The sequence below is a fragment of the Luteimonas marina genome (assembly GCF_007859325.1).
Lineage (GTDB): Bacteria > Pseudomonadota > Gammaproteobacteria > Xanthomonadales > Xanthomonadaceae > Luteimonas > Luteimonas marina.
In genome coordinates this window covers 744,610-764,956 of record NZ_VOHK01000001.1, presented here as the reverse complement: position 1 = coordinate 764,956, position 20,347 = coordinate 744,610, and the positions used below count along the sequence as shown (strand labels likewise).

17 protein-coding genes and 2 tRNA genes are annotated in these 20,347 nt (G+C 64.0%); 9 read left to right on the top strand and 10 right to left on the bottom strand.

Annotated features, from left to right (window positions below; translation table 11 throughout):
- Positions 1 to 78 precede the first annotated feature (78 nt).
- The 3 genes from guaA to tadA all read left to right on the top strand — a co-directional run bounded on the left by guaA (position 79) and on the right by tadA (position 3,209).
- A complete protein-coding gene (gene guaA / locus FQY83_RS03575; protein ID WP_146385032.1) occupies positions 79 to 1,644 on the top strand; it encodes a glutamine-hydrolyzing GMP synthase in 1,566 nt (521 codons plus the stop codon).
- Between the two features lie 39 nt (positions 1,645 to 1,683).
- Complete coding sequence (locus FQY83_RS03570) at positions 1,684 to 2,670, top strand: aldo/keto reductase (RefSeq protein WP_146385030.1); 987 nt, start codon at positions 1,684 to 1,686, stop codon at positions 2,668 to 2,670.
- 89 nt (positions 2,671 to 2,759) lie between these two features.
- Positions 2,760 to 3,209: a tRNA adenosine(34) deaminase TadA gene (gene tadA, locus FQY83_RS03565; RefSeq protein ID WP_146385368.1), complete on the top strand. Its 450-nt coding sequence runs from the start codon at positions 2,760 to 2,762 to the stop codon at positions 3,207 to 3,209.
- Positions 3,210 to 3,398: 189 nt separating this feature from the next.
- On the opposite strand, the gene FQY83_RS03560 is transcribed toward tadA, so the two are convergent.
- Positions 3,399 to 3,878, bottom strand: a complete 480-nt coding sequence (locus tag FQY83_RS03560; protein WP_146385028.1) for a DUF2721 domain-containing protein — start codon at positions 3,876 to 3,878, stop codon at positions 3,399 to 3,401.
- A 63-nt stretch (positions 3,879 to 3,941) separates the two neighbouring features.
- Here FQY83_RS03560 and orn point away from each other — a divergent pair, with 63 nt between their 5' ends.
- A complete protein-coding gene (gene orn, locus FQY83_RS03555; protein WP_146385366.1) occupies positions 3,942 to 4,505 on the top strand; it encodes an oligoribonuclease in 564 nt (187 codons plus the stop codon).
- Positions 4,506 to 4,695: 190 nt separating this feature from the next.
- On the opposite strand, the gene ppsA is transcribed toward orn, so the two are convergent.
- Complete coding sequence (gene ppsA / locus FQY83_RS03550) at positions 4,696 to 7,089, bottom strand: phosphoenolpyruvate synthase (RefSeq protein ID WP_146385364.1); 2,394 nt, start codon at positions 7,087 to 7,089, stop codon at positions 4,696 to 4,698.
- Positions 7,090 to 7,219: 130 nt separating this feature from the next.
- Between ppsA and ppsR the strand changes: the two genes are divergently transcribed.
- The gene (gene ppsR / locus FQY83_RS03545; protein ID WP_146385026.1) at positions 7,220 to 8,041 is read left to right on the top strand and encodes a posphoenolpyruvate synthetase regulatory kinase/phosphorylase PpsR; all 822 of its coding nucleotides are present in this window, start codon (positions 7,220 to 7,222) and stop codon (positions 8,039 to 8,041) included.
- 194 nt (positions 8,042 to 8,235) lie between these two features.
- The gene (locus FQY83_RS03540) at positions 8,236 to 8,742 is read left to right on the top strand and encodes a DUF1249 domain-containing protein (protein WP_146385024.1); all 507 of its coding nucleotides are present in this window, start codon (positions 8,236 to 8,238) and stop codon (positions 8,740 to 8,742) included.
- 20 nt (positions 8,743 to 8,762) lie between these two features.
- Here FQY83_RS03540 and FQY83_RS03535 read toward each other — a convergent pair whose 3' ends face one another.
- The 5 genes from FQY83_RS03535 to FQY83_RS03515 form a co-directional block, all read right to left on the bottom strand.
- Positions 8,763 to 8,975 carry a hypothetical protein gene (locus tag FQY83_RS03535; RefSeq protein ID WP_146385022.1) on the bottom strand — a complete coding sequence of 71 codons (213 nt, stop codon included), beginning with the start codon at positions 8,973 to 8,975 and terminating at the stop codon, positions 8,763 to 8,765.
- A gap of 322 nt (positions 8,976 to 9,297) precedes the next feature.
- Positions 9,298 to 9,373: transfer RNA gene (locus FQY83_RS03530), tRNA-Glu, on the bottom strand.
- A gap of 46 nt (positions 9,374 to 9,419) precedes the next feature.
- Positions 9,420 to 9,495 (bottom strand) — tRNA-Ala (locus tag FQY83_RS03525).
- Positions 9,496 to 9,613: 118 nt separating this feature from the next.
- Positions 9,614 to 9,955, bottom strand: coding sequence for a hypothetical protein (locus FQY83_RS03520; protein WP_146385020.1), 342 nt, complete (start codon positions 9,953 to 9,955; stop codon positions 9,614 to 9,616).
- Between the two features lie 296 nt (positions 9,956 to 10,251).
- Complete coding sequence (locus FQY83_RS03515; protein ID WP_146385017.1) at positions 10,252 to 11,064, bottom strand: hypothetical protein; 813 nt, start codon at positions 11,062 to 11,064, stop codon at positions 10,252 to 10,254.
- Positions 11,065 to 13,033: 1,969 nt separating this feature from the next.
- On the opposite strand from FQY83_RS03515, the gene FQY83_RS03510 reads away from it, so the two are divergent.
- Positions 13,034 to 13,378 carry a hypothetical protein gene (locus FQY83_RS03510; RefSeq protein WP_146385015.1) on the top strand — a complete coding sequence of 115 codons (345 nt, stop codon included), beginning with the start codon at positions 13,034 to 13,036 and terminating at the stop codon, positions 13,376 to 13,378.
- A 104-nt stretch (positions 13,379 to 13,482) separates the two neighbouring features.
- Here FQY83_RS03510 and FQY83_RS03505 read toward each other — a convergent pair whose 3' ends face one another.
- A complete protein-coding gene (locus FQY83_RS03505; RefSeq protein ID WP_146385013.1) occupies positions 13,483 to 14,445 on the bottom strand; it encodes a DNA-binding protein in 963 nt (320 codons plus the stop codon).
- Between the two features lie 103 nt (positions 14,446 to 14,548).
- Between FQY83_RS03505 and FQY83_RS03500 the strand changes: the two genes are divergently transcribed.
- On the top strand, positions 14,549 to 15,637 hold the full coding sequence (locus FQY83_RS03500; protein WP_146385011.1) for a tyrosine-type recombinase/integrase: 1,089 nt from the start codon (positions 14,549 to 14,551) through the stop codon (positions 15,635 to 15,637).
- A gap of 27 nt (positions 15,638 to 15,664) precedes the next feature.
- Here FQY83_RS03500 and FQY83_RS03495 read toward each other — a convergent pair whose 3' ends face one another.
- On the bottom strand, positions 15,665 to 16,996 hold the full coding sequence (locus tag FQY83_RS03495) for a hypothetical protein (protein ID WP_146385009.1): 1,332 nt from the start codon (positions 16,994 to 16,996) through the stop codon (positions 15,665 to 15,667).
- Positions 16,997 to 17,227: 231 nt separating this feature from the next.
- On the opposite strand from FQY83_RS03495, the gene FQY83_RS03490 reads away from it, so the two are divergent.
- Positions 17,228 to 18,568, top strand: a complete 1,341-nt coding sequence (locus tag FQY83_RS03490; RefSeq protein ID WP_054665575.1) for an ISL3-like element ISStma11 family transposase — start codon at positions 17,228 to 17,230, stop codon at positions 18,566 to 18,568.
- A gap of 82 nt (positions 18,569 to 18,650) precedes the next feature.
- Here the strand turns inward: FQY83_RS03490 and merA are convergent, their stop codons facing one another.
- The gene (gene merA, locus FQY83_RS03485) at positions 18,651 to 20,345 is read right to left on the bottom strand and encodes a mercury(II) reductase (protein WP_012480191.1); all 1,695 of its coding nucleotides are present in this window, start codon (positions 20,343 to 20,345) and stop codon (positions 18,651 to 18,653) included.
- Positions 20,346 to 20,347 lie beyond the last annotated feature (2 nt).

Genomic DNA, 20,347 nt, shown 5'->3' with positions numbered 1-20,347 from the left:
CTGCTTTTTCCGGAGCCGGTCGCCAAGCAGATCCCTCGCTGCGCTCGGGATGACAGCCTTGAACTGCCCGGCATCTCGATGACCAACATCCACTCCGACAAGATCCTGATCCTCGACTTCGGCGCGCAGTACACGCAGCTGATCGCGCGCCGCATCCGCGAGATCGGCGTCTACTGCGAGATCTGGGCCTGGGACCACGATCCGGCCGAGATCGAGGCCTTCGGCGCCAAGGGCATCATCCTCTCCGGCGGTCCCGAATCGACCACGCTGCCGGGCGCGCCCGCCGCGCCGCAGCAGGTGTTCGACAGCAATCTGCCGATCCTCGGCATCTGCTACGGCATGCAGACACTGGCGGCGCAGCTGGGCGGCGCCACCGAGGCCGCCGACCAGCGCGAGTTCGGCCACGCCGAGGTCGACGTGGTCGCGCCCGACGCGCTGTTCTCCGGCCTGAGCGATCATCCGGGCGCGTCGCGCCTCAACGTCTGGATGAGCCACGGCGACCACGTTTCGCAGGTGCCGCCGGGCTTCACCGTCACCGCCACCACCGACCGCATCCCGGTCGCGGCGATGGCCAACGAGGACAAGCGCTGGTACGGCGTGCAATTCCACCCGGAAGTCACCCATACCCTGCAGGGCCAGACGCTGCTGCGCCGCTTCGTGGTCGAGGTCTGCGGCTGCGCCACGCTGTGGACCGCGGCCAACATCATCGAGGACCAGATCGCGCGCGTGCGCGAGCAGGTTGGCTCGGATGAGGTGATCCTCGGCCTGTCCGGCGGCGTCGATTCCTCGGTCGTCGCCGCGCTGCTGCACAGGGCCATCGGCGAGCAGCTGACCTGTGTCTTCGTCGACACCGGCCTGCTGCGCTGGCAGGAAGGCGACCAGGTGATGGCGATGTTCGCCGAGCACATGGGTGTCAAGGTGGTCCGCGTCAACGCCGCCGAGCGCTACTTCAGGGCGCTCGAAGGCGTGGCCGATCCGGAGGCCAAGCGCAAGATCATCGGCAACCTGTTCGTCGAGATCTTCGAGGAAGAGTCGAACAGGCTCAGGAACGCGAAGTGGCTGGCGCAGGGCACGATCTATCCGGACGTGATCGAGTCGGCCGGCAGCAAGACCGGCAAGGCCCACGTCATCAAGAGCCACCACAACGTCGGCGGCCTGCCCGAGCACATGAAGCTCGGCCTCGTCGAGCCGCTGCGCGAACTGTTCAAGGACGAGGTGCGGCGCCTGGGCGTCGAGCTCGGCCTGCCGCGCACGATGGTCTACCGCCATCCGTTCCCGGGCCCCGGGCTGGGCGTGCGCATCCTGGGCGAGGTGAAGCCCGAGTACGCCGAACTTCTGGCGCGCGCGGACGCGATCTTCATCGACGAGCTGCGCAAGGCCGACTTGTACGACAAGACGTCCCAGGCCTTCGCGGTGTTCCTGCCGGTGAAGTCGGTGGGCGTGGTCGGCGACGCGCGCGCCTACGAATGGGTGATCGCGCTGCGCGCGGTCGAGACCATCGACTTCATGACCGCGCACTGGGCGCAGCTGCCGTACGACTTCCTGGGTACGGTTTCCAATAGAATTATCAATGAATTACGCGGAATTTCTCGCGTTGTTTATGATATCAGCGGCAAGCCCCCCGCGACGATCGAGTGGGAATGACCTGCGTCGACTGACGCCGCCACAGCACCGGAGTTCTCCATGCATTCCAGACCCTTCGGCCGCACCGGCCGCGACGTTGGCGAGATCGGTTTCGGCGCCTGGGCCATCGGCGCGGCCTGGGGCAAGGTCGACGATGCCGAATCCGTGGCCGCGCTGCATGCGGCGCTGGACGCGGGCCTTGATTTCATCGACACCGCCGACGTCTACGGCGACGGCCACTCGGAGCAGCTGATCGCGCGCGTGCTGAAGGAGCGCGGCGGCGATCGCCCGTTCGTGGCGACCAAGGCCGGCCGCCGCCTGCCGGCGCAGACCGTCGAGGGCTACAGCGCGGAGCATCTGGAAGGCTGGATCGACCGCAGCCTGCGCAACCTCGGGACCGACTGCCTCGACCTCGTCCAGCTGCATTGCCCGCCGACCGACGCCTACTACCATCCGGAAGTATTCGAGCGGATGGACCGGCTGGTCGAGCGCGGCAAGCTGCGCCACTACGGCGTGAGCGTGGAGCGCGTGGAGGAAGCGCTGAAGGCGATCGAGTATCCGGACGTGGCCAGCGTGCAGATCATCTACAACATGTTCCGCCTGCGCCCGGCGGAGCTGTTCTTCCGCGAAGCGCAACGGCGCAACGTCGCGGTGATCGTGCGCGTGCCGCTGGCCAGTGGCCTGCTCAGCGGCAAGTTCCGCGCAGACACCCGCTTCGAGGCGGACGACCACCGCCAGTTCAACCGGAAAGGCGAAGCCTTCGACGTCGGCGAGACCTTCTCCGGCGTGCCCTACGAGGTCGGCCTGGCCGCGGTGGAAAAGCTGCGGCCGCTGGTGCCCGAAGGCGCGACCCTGGCGCAGCTGGCGCTGCGCTGGATCCTGATGGACGAGGCGGTGACCGTGGTGATTCCCGGTGCGCGCAATCCGCGGCAGGCGCTGGGCAACATCGCCGCGTCGGCGCTGCCTGCGCTGCCGCAGGCCACGATGGATGCGGTGGCACGGATCTACGACCAGGACATCCGTCCGCACGTGCACCAGCGCTGGTGACGGACGGGCAGGACGCCGCCGTGCAGGGCACGCCTTCCGGATCCGCCGGCGCTCCCGGCGCCACGGGCGAATCGGCCGACGAGCGCTGGATGCGCCACGCCTTCGCCCTGGCCGATCGCGCCGAGCGCGAGTTCGACGAGATCCCGGTCGGCGCGCTGCTGGTCGCGGCCGACGGGCAGGTCCTCGGCGAAGGCTGGAACCGCAACATCGCCGAACACGACCCGACCGCGCACGCCGAGATCGTCGCGCTGCGCGAGGCGGGCAGGGCGGCCGGCAACCACCGGCTCGTCGGCAGCACGCTGTACGTGACCCTGGAGCCCTGCGCGATGTGCGCGATGGCGCTGGTGCACGCGCGCGTGGCGCGCCTGGTCTACGGCGCGGCCGACCCCAAGACCGGCGCCTGCGGCAGCGTGTTCGACCTGGTCGCCGATCCGCGGCACAACCATCGGGTCGAGGTGCAGGGCGGGGTGCTGGGCGATGAAGCCGGGCGCCGGCTCAGCAACTATTTCCGCGCCAAGCGGGGCAGGCCGCCGCTCTAGGGCGGGCGATCGACCCGACGACAGGCTGTTCTGTCTGAACGTGTCATCCCGAGCGTAGCGAGGGATCTACTGTCCGACTTCGACAAGCAAGATCCCTCGCTACGCTCGGGATGACAGGATTGGAGTGCCGCGCTCGAGGCGATGGGTTCTGCGTGGATATCGACCGCAGAAGCGGCGGCGCACGACGCGTCAGATCAACGGACTGCGCCGGTTCGCGAACCGGTGCGCATCGTCCATCTCGTCGTTGACCGCGCGCACCGCCAGCGAGGCTTCGCTGGCCAGCAGCAGGCTGGAACTGAACATCGACAGCACGCCCAGCACGGCCATGATCGTCGGCCACGGGCCGAAGACGTGGTTGAAGAACGAATCTCCTGCGACCAGCAGGCTGGTCGCGACGAAGCAGCTGATCGCCACGTACAGCAGCTGGCTGGCGCGCAGGATGAGCAGGCTGCGGCGCCGCTGCACGACGATCCGCTTCTCCAGCATCGTCCGCTCCTCCGCATCCTCGCTTGCCGCGAGGTCCTTCAGCAGGCTCCGCGCGCGGTCGATGATGCGCGACAGGCGCGCGTTCGCCGATCCCAGCAGCGCCGCGGTCGCGGTCAGGAAGAAGGCCGGCGCCAGCATCGCGGTCAGGATCGCGTAGTGGGCCAGGGAAGCGTTCGGCGGCATGTCGGTCCGGGGGCAGGTGGGGGCTGCGCTATGATGCCGCGTCCCGACAACGACCGCGAGCGCATGGCATCGCACGACACCGAACACGGCCGCCTGGTCTGGATCGACCTGGAGATGACCGGCCTCGACACGGACCGCGACTCGATCCTCGAGATCGCCACCGTGGTCACCGACTCGGAACTCAACGTGCTGGCCGAAGGCCCGGAATTCGCAATCGCGCACCCGCTGGCCGCGCTCGAGGCGATGGACGAATGGAACCGCAACCAGCACGGCAAGTCCGGACTGTGGCGCCGGGTGCTGGAGGAGGGGGTGGCGATGGCCGAGGCCGAGGCACGCACGCTCGATTTCCTGCGCCAGTGGCTGGGGCCGAAGCAGTCGCCGATGTGCGGCAATTCCATCTGCCAGGACCGGCGTTTCCTGCACCGGCAGATGCCGGCGCTGGAACAGTTCTTCCACTACCGCAACCTCGACGTCAGCACGCTCAAGGAACTGGCGCGGCGCTGGGCGCCGCAGGTGCTGGCCGGGGTACGCAAGACGTCGGCGCATACGGCGCTGAGCGACGTGCGTGATTCGATCGAGGAGTTGCGGCACTACCGGCGGCACCTGAGGGCGCTGTCGGGTGGTTGAGGGGCTGGTCGGGCAAACCACAGGCCATTCCCCATGAAAAATGGACCTGTCATTTCGACCGCAGGGAGAAATCCCATCTCAGGCGCGCGGAAAGAAGATTTCTCCCTGCGGTCGAAATGACAGGAATAGAGGACAAGGAAAAAGCCCGGCAAACGCCGGGCTTTTCCAGTTCCGGCGATGACGCCGCCGATCAGCCGTTCTTCGCCTTCGACTTCGCCAGCCGCAGCCAGGTATCGACCACGGTATCCGGATTCAGCGACACCGACTCGATCCCTTCCTCCATCAGCCACTGCGCCAGGTCCGGATGGTCGCTCGGCCCCTGGCCGCAGATGCCGACGTACTTGCCCCGGGCGCGTGCGGCCTTGATCGCCATCGACAGCAGCTTCTTCACCGCCGGATTCCGCTCGTCGAACAGGTGGGCGACGATCGAGGAATCGCGATCAAGGCCGAGCGTGAGCTGGGTCAGGTCGTTGGAGCCGATCGAGAAACCGTCGAAGATGTCGAGGAACTCGTCGGCCAGCAGCGCGTTCGACGGCACCTCGCACATCATGATGATCTTCAGCCCGTCCTCGCCCTGCCGGAGGCCGTTCTTCGCCAGCACCTCGACCACCTTGCGGCCTTCCTCCAGCGTGCGCACGAACGGGATCATCACCCAGAGGTTGTCGAGCCCCATCTCGTTGCGCACCTTGCGCACGGCCCGGCATTCCAGCGCGAAGGCCTCGGCGAACGAGGGATCGACGTAGCGGCTGGCGCCGCGGAAGCCGATCATCGGGTTCTCCTCGTGCGGCTCGTAGTTCGGGCCGCCGACCAGGTTGGCGTACTCGTTCGACTTGAAGTCCGACAGGCGCACGATCACCGGATGCGGCGCCACCGACGCGGTCAGCGTGGCGATGCCCTCGGCGAGGCGGTCGACGTAGAAATCGACGGGCGAGGCGTAGCCCGCGGTCTTCTCGTCGATCTTCTTCTTCGTCGCCGCATCCTGCCGGTCGTATTCGAGCAGCGCATTGGGATGCACGCCGATGTGCGCGGCGATGATCATCTCCAGCCGCGCCAGGCCGATGCCGGCGTTCGGCAGCTGGCCGAAGTCGAAGGCGCGCTCGGGATTGGCGACGTTCATCATGATCTTGAGCGGCGCTTCCGGCATCGACGTCAGGTCGGTGGTGATGCGCTCGAAGGGCAGGGCACCGGCGTAGATGAAGCCGGTATCGCCCTCGGCGCAGCTGACCGTGACCTCGACGCCGTCCTCGATCGCGTCCAGCGCGTTGCCGGTGCCGACCACGGCGGGCACGCCGAGCTCGCGCGCGATGATCGCGGCATGGCAGGTGCGGCCGCCGCGGTTGGTGACGATGGCCGCGGCGCGCTTCATCACCGGCTCCCAGTCGGGGTCGGTCATGTCGGCCACCAGCACGTCGCCGGGCTGGACGCGGTTCATGTCGTCGAGCTTGCGCACCACGCGCGCCACGCCGCTGCCGATCTTCTGGCCGATGGCGCGGCCCTCGGCGATCACCGTGCCGCGCTGCTCCAGCGCGTAGCGTTCGATCTGGGTGGCCTTGGCGCGCGACTTCACCGTCTCCGGGCGCGCCTGCACGATGAACAGCTTGCCGCTGACGCCGTCCTTCGCCCACTCGATGTCCATCGGCCGGCCGTAGTGCTGTTCGATCACCAGCGCCTGCTTCGACAGCTCGTGCACGTCGGCGTCTGAGATCGAGAAGGTCCGGCGCAGTTCGGCCGGGGTGTCCTCGGTCTTCACCCGCTCGCCGGGCTGGTCCGAATACACCATGCGCAACTGCTTGGCGCCGATCGAGCGGCGCAGGATCGCCGGCTTGCCTGCCTTGAGCGTGGGCTTGTAGACGTAGAACTCGTCCGGGTTCACCGCGCCCTGCACGACCATCTCGCCGAGGCCGAAGCTGGAGGTGACGAAGACCACGTCGCGGAAGCCCGATTCGGTGTCCAGCGTGAACAGCACGCCGGAGGCACCGACGTCCGAACGCACCATCAGCTGCACGCCGGCGGACAGGAACACGTCCTCGTGCTTGAAGCCGTGGTGGACGCGGTAGGCGATCGCGCGGTCGTTGTAGAGGCTGGCGAAGACTTCCTTGACCTTGCGCACCACGTCGTCGGCGCCGGTGACGTTGAGGAAGGTTTCCTGCTGGCCGGCGAACGAGGCGTCGGGCAGGTCTTCGGCCGTCGCCGAGGAGCGCACCGCCACGGCGACGTCGCCACCACCGTTGTCGGCGCACAATGCCGCGTAGGCCATGCGGATGTCGCCGTCCAGGTCGGGCTGCAGCGGCGCGTCGATGACCCAGCCGCGGATCTCGGTGCCGGCCGCGGCCAGCGCGTCGACGTCCTCGACGTCGAGCGGGGCGAGGCGATCGAAGATGCGCTGGTGCAGGTCGTTGTGGGCGATGAAGGCCTTGAAGGCGTCCGCCGTGGTCGCGAAGCCGCCGGGCACCGACACGCCCAGCCCCGACAACTCCCCGATCATCTCGCCCAGCGAGGAGTTCTTGCCGCCCACCTGGGCCAGGTCGGCCAGGCGCAGGTCATGGAGCCACAGGATGTTGGCCGACGCGGTGGGCGGCTGCAGGGCGGGCTGGTTCAAGAGGGGGCTCTCCGAAAGGGACGAAAGACGCAAAGGACCGGGCGTTGCCCGATCGAAAACGCTATTTTAGCCCGGACATCGGCCACGGCATCCGCTCGCAGGCCCGGAGACAGCGTTGTCAACGATCAGACCCGTGTTTTACGTTTCCGATGGAACCGGTATCACCGCCGAGACCGTCGGCCACAGCCTGCTCACCCAGTTCGCCGGCAGCGCGTTCAGCACCAATCGCATTCCGTTCGTCGACAGCGTCGAACGCGCGCACGAGGTCGCCGAGCGCATCCGCGTCACCGGGGAGACGCAGGGCGTGCGCCCCATCGTCGTCAATTCATCGGTCGATCCCGACATCTCCGCCGCCATCGCGCGCAGCGGGGCGCTGATGCTGGACGTGTTCGCGCCCTTCATCGAGACGCTCGAGGCCGAACTCGGCGAGAAGCGCCAGCCCAGGGTCGGGCAGGCGCACGGCATGGTCGATTTCGAGACCTACCACCGGCGCATCAACGCGATGAACTTCGCGCTGACCCACGACGACGGCATGTCGATCAACTACGACTCCGCCGACGTGATCCTCGTCGCCGTCTCGCGCGCGGGCAAGACGCCGACCTGCATCTACCTGGCCATGCACCACGGCGTCAGCGCCGCGAACTATCCGCTCACCGACGAGGACCTCGAACATGACCGCCTGCCGCCGCGCCTGCGCCCGCACCGCGCGAAGCTGTTCGGCCTGACCATCGATCCCGAGCGGCTGCAGCAGATCCGGCAGGAGCGCCGGCCGAACTCGCGCTACTCGGAACTGGCGACGTGCCAGCGCGAAGTGGTCGCGGCGGAGAAACTGTTCCGGGCCGAACGCATCCCCGCGCTGAGTACCACCAACACCTCGATCGAGGAAATCTCCAGCAAGGTCATGTCGACGCTTGGGATCCAGCGGGTCATGTACTGAGCGGCGGGCGAGGGCGCCATGCCCATCGTGTAGGAGCGCCTTCAGGCGCGACCCCTTGCCGGACTCCGTCAAACCTCCGGTCGCGGCTGAAGCCGCTCCTGCAGGGAATTAGCCGAGGCAGACCATTAACGTAGGCGCTCGCCCGCAGTCCGTCAATGCTGCACGCACGCGATGGCAGCGTGTAGCATCGGGCCATGCACGAAGTCGCCGCCCGCAGCGCGAGCATCCCGAAACTCGGCCGATTCAGCTGGCTGATGGCGCTGTACGCCGAGAACTTCCGGCGCATGACGCGACTGTTCGAACCCGCGGAGCTGGACACCGGCCGCTACGTGTCCTCGATCGGCAACGGCCTCGACGTGCAACTCGACGTCCTGCACCAGCACGTCTACACCACGGAGCTGCGGCTGACCTACACCTTGCGCGATCCCGTGACCGGAGAACCGGACCCGTCCGCCTTCCTGCGCCTGTACCGCGACGCGCGGCAGGCCGAGGCCACGCACTGCTACGTGGGTCGGCGCTGGCAGGACGTGATCGGCATGTATCCGCCGCCGGCCGAGGTCCTCGACCACCGCATGCGCATGAACACCTTCCTCGGCAAATGGCTGCAGTACCTGGCCGAGAGCGGCCACGGCGTCGCCACGCTGCGGCGGGCCGACGGGGAAGTCGTCCCGCAACCCGGTTCGGATATCGTGGCCGGCTGAATCCTGCGCCGGCGCCGCGGTCAGCCGCAGGCGCCCACCAGCACGTTGTCGCCGCAGCGCATGCGCACGCGCACGCCCGTGGGCACGCCGATCGATGCGTGGCAGTCGCGCGCCATCTCGGTCGCGCATTCGATCGCGACCGATCTCTCGACGTTGCGGGCCACCTGATAGTTGTCGATCCGGACCTGCCAGCCCGGATTGTCCGGCTCCACGGCGATCAAGGTGCGTTCCATGGCCATCTTCCACCCCCGGTCGAAACCGGCCCGTGCCCGGGCCGCAACGCCAGCATCCGCCGACCGGGCGGGACATGCAGTCGGGCGATCGATCTCCGTGGCGTAGGAAAACCCTGACAGAGGGGAGGGCACGCCTTCGTTCGCGAACCGGGGACTGCAGAAGACTGTCATTTCGACCGCAGGGAGAAATCCCGTCTCCGGCGCAGGGGAAAGGAAGATTTCTCCCTGCGTTCGAAACGACAGCGATTCCCCGGGTTGTTCCCTCACTCGGGACAAAACCCAAAAAAAATGGGCCCGGTTTCCCGGGCCCATGCATGAAGATTGGCGTCCCCACGGGGATTCGAACCCCGGTCGCTACCGTGAAAGGGTAATGTCCTAGGCCTCTAGACGATGGGGACGCTGTGAAACCGGTGTATCCATTTCCACAGGCCTGGTGCGGAAACTTGGTGGAGCCAGGCGGGATCGAACCGCCGACCTCCTGCATGCCATGCAGGCGCTCTCCCAGCTGAGCTATGGCCCCACGGCTGGAAAGCGCGAAATTGTAGTGGTGACCGGGCTTGACCGTCAACACATGTATCGATGATTGGCTTGCCGGTGTGCGGGCAAGCCTTCAGGAACTGGCGACGCCGGTTTTCCGCCTACTGCCGGCATCGTTCGCCGGTCGATTCAAGGCCAGCTTCCGTGCGGCGGATGATGACGCCACCGCGGCATTCTTCGCCTTGCACGAGGTTTCGGGTCCCGACGGGCGTGCGCGGATCTTGTGCCGCGACTCGCGCCACCGAGGATCCGGGCTCGCCGCGATACTCGTAGATGACGCGTTCCGGGGATGGCCGGCTGGCCTTGGCGGCAGCCAACGCTTCGGCATGTTCGACGGCGCGGACCTTCCAGCGGTAGAGCCAGCCGGCGTTGGTGAACACCAGCGTCGCGAGCGCCACCATTGTCCAGGCGAACCAGGGATCTGATTTCGGCTTGCTGGGCATATGGGGAGGGGCCTTGGTTGGCGTGGCGGAATCATACTGGCCGTGATGGCCGCCACCCGATTATAACATAAGAGGCATTATGCGAAATTATCTATAGACTGGGACCGCGGTGGCTCTGGCTCCGCTTCGGTAGACCGGCCGGCTCCTGGTTGCCCAGCTGATCTTCCCCTACACCAACACCTCATTTCACCCAACGAAGGCGGAAGTCGTTGATTTGAGCGAGCAGCCAGGGGGTCGCAGATTTCGCCATATGGGTGCCGTCACCACTTGAAGTTACCCAAGTTGTAGCGCACGGTTTACCAACGTTTGCACGGCCAACTCGATGAGCGACCAAGGAGTGCGACTAATTCAGTTCCAGCCTTCGTTGAAAGAACCGCTGCAGCATAGCTATGCCTCCCGTACGACCTGGGTTCCGGATAGCAGTCCTCAGCTACCTGTCTCCAGGCGGCAACAAGAAGGCGCTTGTAGAGCCATCCGAAGGCTCCAACTGAGACCGCCCGGTTAGTCCAAATACGGAATGCACCGGGTTTCGCCCTGAGGCCGAAAAACACACCGTGGATCCGGTAGAGGTCTTCTTTCGAGACCGCGCCACATTTGTGAAGAAGATTGAGGGCAAGATACGCCGGCGGATTCTCCAAGGCCAGCTGGACGATAGCATGTGCGTTGATCGTGCTCGCAGCACTGCGGTTGCAGTAAATTCCTGTCATAAGCCGAAACTTAAAATGCGGGTCTTTATGGGTATCCCAATAAAGGCCGCGCCCGCCACTGCTTCGGTGCGCGCCGGGCCAACCATTGGTATCGATCTCGTCATCTAACTGGATGCATAGACGATTGAGCAGAGTCTTGAAAAGATCGTCGAAAGACGGCGGAATCGGCAGGAGACCGAACAATCCGCGTCGTGCACTCCTACTCGCTACACGGACTTTAGATTTCGCCACATCACAGCGAAAGACTCGTGCCCGATTGCCGCCAAGAGCTATACAGCTGCTCGGTTCATCAAAATGAGCTGCAAGAATTGCCTCACCAGGCAAGTCAGCAAACATGTAGCGTGCGGCAAGCGAGGCAATCTGGTGAAGAGACTCGTCATCATGATGCGGCGGTGACTGCACCGTCCATTCCAATCTCCATGTCGCAGCGCTGCACGAGCGCAGCCATCTCAAGTACGCAGCAATCGTTCTCTGAAAGCGTTCTCGCTCACTAGGTGAGAAGTTCGACGTAGATGTCGCCAGAGAGGCTCTATCGTACATGTCGGCCTTACACCTCGGACAAATTAGCCATGTCGATGGGCTACTATGCGCCAGACCTGCTGGAATGGCATTGCCGCAGCACTCACATTGTTCGCGTAGTTCCTCAAGGTGCACTGGGCACTTGCGCCACCAAGGTAGTTGGAACAAGGGGGAGTGAAAGCCCGAGGCAATACAAATTTTGCAGAATCTCAAGCGATCGAACTCTGTCGAATCCCGATCTCCAAGCAATGGATGCAAGCAAGTAGGCCACCATTGTCGGATATTCGAGCCTAAGCGAACCTCCTCCGGTCTACATCTGCGGATACGCGCAATGTTCTCTAGGGCGATCCCTCGTCCCGCTAGGCGCCAGCCAATGAATGGCGATGACCTGCCATTCATACTGCATCCTAGAACTGTGCCTAGGTCAGCTCGTGTCCAAAGGCCCAAACGAGAAGGCAGCGCCAAGAGAGAGAATGCGGAAGGAATCGGCCCATTGTGCCGAGGGCAGTCCGCCGCTCGGAGCATAGACATCGCTGCCCCGGGAGCCACGGCAGCTATGCCTTCGGCCGGTAGAACGTCGGTTCCCCGCCACTACCATCCATCTGCTGCCAGCCCCCAAATTGAGAAAGTTGCGCCAACAGCCGCCAACGGCTCCGCCATCTCCGGACCATTCCGAGCGCACGGAGCTCCGCAACGCTGACCACAGCGATCTGCTCCTCGCTATTCAGCAGGCTTCGGGAGGCGCGCCCAAGTGTAGGCTGACGACGGTCTAGCCACTGTCAACAAGCTTCGGTTCCGAATTGTCAGGAACGTGCTGCCCTGACATGTCTCGCAGTGGTGTAGAGCCCCGAAAGTGGGAGGGTTTTTACATTGATCTTCACCCGGGCCGGCGATCCCGCCTCTAAGTCCTTGATTTGAGACGTCTCAGTTAGAATTAGGAGGACGCATCCCGTGAGGATCACGATCCTATGCTGGTCACGTACAGCAGTTTGAGCGAAATTAGCGAATTTATCTCCAGACGATAAACTCGCTAATTTCGCTACCCACACTTCCGCTCAGCGGATCTGTACCGCCCCCTGATTGCCCACGAGGAAAGGCCCGCGGGCAGCCAACACCGCCCATTTGCAGACCAACAATCGCCCGCGTTTCGTATCTCCAACAAGAAGACGCCCGGACGAACAAGCAACCATCGACCACTCGCCCACAATTTCTCAGCAACCGGTGGATCGCATCCGCAGCATTTGGGGGCCCGGGAACTGTCTAGACGCCGGCCTGGGGGCGGCTGGCCGTGGGCACCAACAACATGCCCTGTAGCGTCCCGATCGCTACGACAGGATGCCCCGGTTTCGACTCCGGTTCGAGTCCCGAATCTTGACGGTGCCGAGCCTGGAGGTTTTTACCTACTACGTTCCAACAGCTGTAGGTCACAGATGGGGCACCGCACTCCAGTGGGCCTGTCTCTGCACATCTGGGGTTCAAATCCCGCACTTCAGTGGGTGCAGCGGACACTGGGCCGCACTTGCGCGGGTACAGAGAGACCTTGCGCACTCTTGAGGGTGCGTGCGTCACAGGGGGATCCTGTTGGACGTGGCCACCCCACGCCAATTTCGTTCTCGGCGAGGAGAACCCTACGCCGATACCGCCGAAGCAGATACCTTACTTAACACCTCCAACTCGGCTCTCGTGATAGATCGGGCATCTCTGACAACGGTCGGTTACGCTCGGAGACTACAACATGTCATCGATATCATCGCCTCTCGAAGATGCCGCTTTGCTTCAAATGGAGGAAGATTCCGCTGCGCTCCGTATGGAGCTCGCCAGTAGCTGGCCTACTGCGGGAGAGGTGGATCAGATGCTTGAGAAGGCATGCGGCGCGCCGCCGGGAAGCGCCACCGAACTTCGCAAGATCGGCCAATTATTAGCCGTCTATGTGACGGATCCTCACCACCACTATAGATTTCCGACCTGGCAATTCTTGTCAGATGGCCGGCCGATCCCTCAGTTCGCCGAGATCTTGGGGATTCTCCGTGAGCTGGGGCCCTATCTCGACAAGAACGGTAGGACTACAGGTTGGGGCGAGGTCGAGTGGTTTTTGGCGCCACACGTTCTTCTAGAAGATCGACCTCCTAGTGATCTGCTCCCTCACAATCCTCAGGCCGTTCTGGATGCGGCGCTGGTCGAGTACACGCAGGAATAGGCCCGGCGCTGTTCCCACGCAGTCGCATTAGCCGCGGCCAGCACCACTCCTCTATGTCATGCAACCGAGGCCCTCAGCCCAGGCCCGTATAGGCAATCGCGGTTTCAGGGCGCCAGATCCGATCGCTTGCCCGATGCACCGGTCTTCCGCCGGCCAGATGCGCCGGCCTTCGAGTTCCGGCCTGGCCGCGGTTTAACTGCGGCTTGCTGGAGTACCGTCTCCAGGGCGGCAGGCAGATCCTGAAGACCAGAAAGCTGTTCTTGGAGAGCCTGGGCTCGGGCTCGCTGCCCCGCAGCCTCCTGCAGAGCGTCGTTCGCCCTCTGCCTCGCCTCGTCGATGTGGCTGTGCAATTGAGCCTTCTCGGCACCGTGCTCCTTGAGAACCGTGGCCAGCTGCCGCTTTAGATCCCGGGCTTCTTGTCTGGCCCGGTCAACCTCGACACTGGCGCGGTCCTCGGTCGCCCGAACATGTGACGCGGCGTTCTTACGCTCCGTTTCGCTGCGCTCCTGCAGGTCTTGGTGTCGCATTTCCAGTTCTCGATGGCGCTCTTCTGCAGCCTTGGCGCGGTCGTTTGCTGCAGCGAGGAGAGTCTTTGATTCCTCGAGATGCTCCTCCAGACGCCGGACGAGTCGTTCCAACTCTTCACTGCGGGCGACCGCCAGATCACGCGCTTGGAGGGCGGCGGCAACCTGCTCCTGCGTGCGTGCAGCTTCCCGATGCAACTCCTCGCGGGCCTCATCCAACTTCACTCGATCGGTTTGCAGCGCCGCCTGCTCTTTGGACAGCGCATCTTCGGCCAGCACTCGGGCGTGCTCCAAGGCGGAGGCCCAGAACTGGCCTGCAAGCTCGGCGACCGCCCCAGGGGCTTGAGGTAGGTCGATCTGGATGGCCCTGCCCCGTAGCCTGGTGCCGAGCGCCGCCCACCAGGTATCCAGCCAGCGGATCACGGTGTTGGGCGAGCCAGTGCCCAGATGCGCGCGAATCCGCTCTACCGTGGGGCGTTCGCCGGCACAGACCAGCGCGTCGGCTGCACAGTGGACGTCTTCTTCAGTGATACCGCGAGCCATTGATCCTCTCCGACGCGGGCGCCCTACCCGCCCGTTGACCTACTCGTGATAAGTGATGATTATCGTGGGTACACCGCCTGAATCGTAGCGTACATTACATACTATGAAGGATCATCCTGCGCTTCCCGCTCTCGAGCAACCCGGCGCCGGCGTTGTCCTGCCCGCCCAGCTGGCCCAGCAGGCCGCCGATGCGGTGCGCGAACTGCTGGCGGAAGCCGCCGCAGCCAACACCACCCGCAGCTATGCGACCGCCTTGCGCTACTGGGCTGGCTGGTATGCGGCGCGCTACGGCATCGAACTTACGCTGCCGGTGCCTGAGGCCGCGGTGCTGCAGTTCGTGGTCGACCACGTGGTCCGCCGCAACGCCGACGGCGAGCTGACCTGGGAGCTGCCGCCGGCGGTCGATGCGGCCTTGGTCGACGCCGGACTGAAGGCCAAGCCCGGACCGTGGACGCTGTCGACGGTCCGGCACCGGGTCGCGGTGCTGTCCACCGCGCACCGGCTCAAGCAGCAGCCCAATCCCTGCGAGCAGCCGGCGATCCGCACCGTGCTCAGCCGGGCGGCCCGGGCCTCGGTCAAGCGCGGCGAGCGGCCGCGCAAGAAGACCGCGATCACCCTGGCCGAGTTGGAAGCGATGCTGGCCACCTGCGACGACAGCCTGGAAGGCCTGCGCGACCGTGCCCTGCTCTGCTTCGGGTTCGCCAGCGGCGGGCGCCGCCGCAGCGAGATCGCCGCGGCGGACCTGCGCGACCTGCGCCGGATCGGCGATAAGGGCTACATCTACCGGCTCGAACACAGCAAAACCCAGCAGGCCGGCGTCACGGCCTCCTCCACCCCGGACAAGCCGGTGCTGGATCGGGCCGCGCTGGCCCTGGAGGACTGGCTGGAGGCTTCCGGGATCACCGAGGGAGCCATCTTCCGGCGGCTATGGAAGCATCGGGTGGGCCCTGCCCTCTCCCCGGCCGCGGTCGGCGAGATCGTGCAGCGGCGGGCGCACCTGGCGGGACTGGAGGGGGACTTTGGCGGGCACAGCCTGCGATCGGGGTTCGTGACAGAGGCCAGCCGCCAAGGGGTCTCGCTGCCGGCCATCATGCAGCTGACCGAGCACCGCGCGGTGTCGAGCGTTGTCGGGTATTTTCAGGCCGGCGGAGCCACAGGCAATCCAGCAGCTAGGCTACTTGAAGACAATTAGCTCTTCCCGCAGCACCCCGGTACTGCATTAGCCAATGGCCGATTGAATTGCCGCTACCACACCTCGGTGATTGTTTAGCGTTTCGTCGATCAGGGTACGCAGATGCGCTGTCGTAGCGTCACGGGTACCGATGTAGCCCGACCGGATGAGCTCGATAAAGCCCTCACCTCGTAAATAGTGTCCACCAAGGGCTTCGTAGCTAATGCGCAAACCGCCTCGCGGTCCGGAGGTGTCACCATCTTTGAGTAGCTTGTCCAGATGTCCAAGACTGAGCACCAGCGTGGGACTGTTGGTCGCCGCGTTGCGCCGGACCAACTTGAAGTAGAAGGCCCCTGGATTCAGTCGATAAGCACCTTCAGGAGTCAGGTCCTTCTCAAAGCGTGTCATTCGCTCCATTTCTTCCTTGAACTGAGCATCGATGGCCGTTACCCATTCTTTCAGCTCAACCTGCCCTATCTCACTGAAGCCGTCATCCCCATCCACGGCACCACCGTGCCGTTCGTGACCACTCTCGACAACCTTCGTTGACTCCATCATTTTGTACTGAACCATCACGAGCGACCCACGCTGCTCATTGAGATAGATGAGGTCTACGCCAAGCAGCTTTTCAAGCGGCCTTTTATTGGCCGTATAGACCACCAGGCGCTCGTCTCGCTGCGTAAAGACGGCTTTTCCGGTCACGTCAGAATCGTCAAGCGTCCAGCCCGGCGCCCATCGCGCGTCATGCTCAATAACGGCGTCCTCCAGCAGGCGCGTTCCCTCGATTGAAGAGTCCTTGCCAACGAAGGAAACTGCACTCGCACCGTCCGTCACGCCAAAGGCTTTCAGCGCCAAGCTTATTGCGTCTGCTTGAAGCGCCCTCATTCCATCGAATCGGCGAGGACGATCAATGCGAGCGAAAATTGGACCGAACACAGCCTCATTCGCCGGTTCGCTGGTAAGAACCTCAAAAATCTTCTCCCGCAACTTCTCTGACAAAGCGGAGAGATTTTCGTCGCCTTCCGATAGGCGTCTGGTAGGCAAGCGAGTGCTAATTGCGGAAAGTCTGGCGACCAATTCATTCAGTGCACCGGGAAGCACTGGCTGCACCAAGTCGAAGAGAACACGAGAATCCAGTGTCGCCACGGTATGGACTGACGAAACGACGCCAACTCGAAGCTCCCTTTCGTTGATTGCGAAAAGAGGGAGAGAGTCAGCCTTCGCCCTCCTGGCTACTTCATGCGGAAAAGTCAGCGAGAACCGAGTTCCTCCGGAGCGGGTGCGGCGGAGGTGATCCCATTCGTCCTCAGTCAATCGAACGTACGACACGCCCTTAGATGCAAGCGCAAGAACCTTGGATCGCCAATTCTGCTTTGCCATCTACACGGGGTTCTGCCGAGATACGTGTAAAAGTGCCCCACAGATTTCAAATAATTCTTTATCGACAATGGCTTAGCCAGTTTTTTTCGGGTATCCGGAATCTGGTGTGGGTTCTGGCTCCTTGGGTCTTTGTAGCTATCACTTTCAAAGAATGGATTTTGGTGTTGGACGGCTGAGCGGATGTGCTAGAGTAAAAGTCGGATTTCAGTGTGGGTTCGCCCAAGGTGCTGAGTGACGGACTTTCTCCAGCTGCGAAGCCTGAAGACGCTTGAAATCCTGACCAGCGAGGACAGTTACGTCGTCAAGGCCGAAGGCGTCAATCAGTGGGTGACCTGCCCGCTGTGCAAGACCGGACGCCTGCATGGTCACGGCTCACAGGAACAGTCGTTTCAGGACACACCGACGCACGGCAAACCCGTCGTGATCTTCATCCAGCGCCGTCGCTATCGCTGTACAAGCTGCACCAAGACCTTGTTTGAGCCTGTGGCGGACCTTGATGGAAAACGCCAAGCCACGGCGCGTCTGGTGCGTTATATCCGCGACCAGTCCTTCTCCAAGACCTTTGCGGCCCTTGCCCGGGAAGTAGCCGTGGACGAAAAGACGGTCCGCCACGTCTTCGACGATTTCATCGAGGAGGTCGAGGCCAAGACCCAGTTCCGGACGCCGCGGGTGCTGGGTATCGACGAGCTCAAGATCATCGGCCAGTACCGGGCCATGATCACCAACGTCGAGCGCAAGACCGTGTTCGATATCCGCCCCAGCCGGGCCAAAGCCGAGTTGATGCCCTATTTCCGCGACCTGCGGGACAAGGACTCGGTCGAGTGGGTGGCGATGGACATGTACCACGTTTATCGGCAGGTGGTGCGCGCCACGCTGCCACAGGCCCGGATCGTGGTCGATCGATTCCATATCCAGCGCATGGCGAACGACGCGCTGGAGAAGCTGCGCAAGCGCATTCGCAAGGATTTGTCCACCCGGCAGCGCCTCAAACTCAAGGACGAGCGGTTCCTGCTGCTCAAGCGGCAGCACGACCTGACAGGGAGAGATATGGACCGGATGCGGGAATGGTTCCAACAGTTCCCGCTCCTAAGCGAAGCCCACGCGCTCAAGGAAGGATTTCTGTCGATCTGGGATCAGAAGACCCGCCCAGCAGCAGAAGCCGCCTGCGCGAAGTGGCAGGCCAATATTCCGACCGAATTGGCGGCCACGTTCAAGGACCTGACCACCGCCGTGCACAACTGGCACGACGAAATCTTCGCCTACTTCGAGCAGCCGATTACCAATGCCTATACTGAGTCAGTCAACCGAGTGGCCAAAGACATGAACCGCATGGGCAGGGGTTACAGCTTCGAGGTGCTTCGGGCGCGCATACTCTACGACAAGAAGGCGCGCAAGGATGGCTCGGTTATCGAAACCGTGTTGGTCGATGACGACGACCCAATGACCACGGACTTCGTGTTCCAGCGGATGACCACGGCGGCAACGCGCAAGAAGAAGATCACGCGCGTGGTCGAGTACGGCCCCTATCTCCCGACGCTGGCGCGGCTACTCGAAGAGGGGTATTTCGAATAGTCCTCAGCCCATTGTGCAAGAGGCGGCGCTTCAGCCTGAATTTGTGATTCAGCCGATGAAGCATAGGTAAGAGGCCCAGCCACTACCCCGCGCAACAGGACAGTTGCTTTACGTCCTTAGTGAAGGTTTGTGCCGCGAGTTTCAGCCCCTCGACCATCGTCAGGTAGGGGAATAACTGGTCGGCCAACTCTCGCACCGTCATGCGGTTGCGAATCGCCAGTACTGCGGTTTGGATCAGCTCGCCTGCTTCCGGGGCTACCGCTTGCACGCCGATCAGTCGTCCCGAACCGGCCTCCGAAACCAGCTTGATGAAACCGCGCGTGTCGAAGTTGACCAGCGCCCGGGGCACGTTGTCGAGCGTCAGCGTGCGGCTGTCGGTCTCGATACCGTCGTGGTGCGCTTCGGCTTCGCTGTAGCCCACGGTGGCGACCTGCGGGTCGGTGAACACCACCGCCGGCATCGCCGTCAGATCCAGCGTCGCGTTGCCACCCGTCATGTTGATTGCAGCGCGGGTGCCGGCCGCCGCCGCGACGTAGACGAACTGCGGCTGGTCAGTGCAGTCGCCGGCGGCATAGATGTGCGGCACGGTAGTGCGCATCGCGTGGTCGATGGTGATGGCGCCTTGCGCATTGACCACCACACCGGCCGCGTCGAGGTTGAGCGTGCGGGTGTTTGGGGTGCGGCCGGTGGCGAACAACAGCCGGTCGGCATGCAGTTCGCCGCGTTCGGTGGTGAGCACGAATTCCCCATCCTCATAGGCGACCTGGCTGGCCTGGGTGTGGTCCAGCACTTCGATGCCTTCGGCGCGGAACACGGCCGTGATGGCCTCGCCAATGGCGGGGTCTTCGCGAAAGAACAGTGTGCTGCGCGCCAGCATGGTCACCTTGCTGCCCAGCCGGGCAAAGGCCTGCGCGAGTTCGACGGCCACCACCGACGAGCCGATCACGGCCAGCCGATCGGGGATCGTGTCGCTGGCCAGCGCTTCGGTCGACGTCCAGAAGGGCGTGTCTTTCAAGCCCGGGATCGGTGGAATCGCCGGACTGGCCCCGGTGGCGATGAGGCAGCGGTCGAAACTCACCTCGCGCATCCCGTCGTCAGCGGTTGCCACGGTCAGCGTGTGCGCATCCTTGAATCGGGCATCGCCGCGCAGCACGGTGATGGTCGGGGTGCTCGTCAGGATGCCTTCGTACTTGGCGTGGCGCAGTTCATCGACGCGCCCCTGCTGCTGAGCCAGCAAGCGCTTACGCAGAATCTTCGGCGAGGCGGCGGCAATGCCGTCATCGAACGGACTCTCGCGACGCAGATGCGCAATGTGGGCAGCGCGGATCATGATCTTGGACGGCACACATCCGACGTTGACGCAGGTGCCGCCGAGAGTGCTGCGCTCGATCAGCGTCACACGCGCCCCTTGCTCGACGGCCTTCAACGCCGCCGCCATCGCCGCGCCGCCGCTGCCGATCACGGCCACGTGCAGTGCAGCCTCATCGTCCTCGCGCTTTGGTTCGCCGCCCAGCCGCTCTTGTGCATTGTTCAGCAGGTCGCTGGGTTGCCCCGGCGCATCGGCAAGCTGCGCTCGGTAACCGAGTGCGGATACCGCCGCGACCAGCGAGGTCACGTCCGCGGCGGTACCTACGCTGGCCTCAATCTCGGCCCGGCGCTGTGGGTAGGACACTGAGGCCGAACGCACGCCGGGCACCTTTTCCAAGGTCTGCTTGACGTGCTCGGCGCACGACCCGCAGGTCATGCCATCGATGTGCAGCGTGATCGCCTCGGTCATGA

Excerpts from the sequence above, each read along its gene's own strand:
- guaA (WP_146385032.1), top strand. The coding sequence starts at position 79 with ATGACCAACATCCACTCCGACAAGATCCTGATCCTCGACTTCGGCGCG.
- FQY83_RS03570 (WP_146385030.1), top strand. The coding sequence starts at position 1,684 with ATGCATTCCAGACCCTTCGGCCGCACCGGCCGCGACGTTGGCGAGATC.
- tadA (WP_146385368.1), top strand. The coding sequence starts at position 2,760 with ATGCGCCACGCCTTCGCCCTGGCCGATCGCGCCGAGCGCGAGTTCGAC.
- FQY83_RS03560 (WP_146385028.1), bottom strand. The coding sequence starts at position 3,878 with ATGCCGCCGAACGCTTCCCTGGCCCACTACGCGATCCTGACCGCGATG.
- orn (WP_146385366.1), top strand. The coding sequence starts at position 3,942 with ATGGCATCGCACGACACCGAACACGGCCGCCTGGTCTGGATCGACCTG.
- FQY83_RS03540 (WP_146385024.1), top strand. The coding sequence starts at position 8,236 with ATGCACGAAGTCGCCGCCCGCAGCGCGAGCATCCCGAAACTCGGCCGA.
- FQY83_RS03535 (WP_146385022.1), bottom strand. The coding sequence starts at position 8,975 with ATGGAACGCACCTTGATCGCCGTGGAGCCGGACAATCCGGGCTGGCAG.
- FQY83_RS03520 (WP_146385020.1), bottom strand. The coding sequence starts at position 9,955 with ATGCCCAGCAAGCCGAAATCAGATCCCTGGTTCGCCTGGACAATGGTG.
- FQY83_RS03510 (WP_146385015.1), top strand. The coding sequence starts at position 13,034 with ATGCTTGAGAAGGCATGCGGCGCGCCGCCGGGAAGCGCCACCGAACTT.
- FQY83_RS03505 (WP_146385013.1), bottom strand. The coding sequence starts at position 14,445 with ATGGCTCGCGGTATCACTGAAGAAGACGTCCACTGTGCAGCCGACGCG.
- FQY83_RS03500 (WP_146385011.1), top strand. The coding sequence starts at position 14,549 with ATGAAGGATCATCCTGCGCTTCCCGCTCTCGAGCAACCCGGCGCCGGC.
- FQY83_RS03495 (WP_146385009.1), bottom strand. The coding sequence starts at position 16,996 with ATGGCAAAGCAGAATTGGCGATCCAAGGTTCTTGCGCTTGCATCTAAG.
- merA (WP_012480191.1), bottom strand. The coding sequence starts at position 20,345 with ATGACCGAGGCGATCACGCTGCACATCGATGGCATGACCTGCGGGTCG.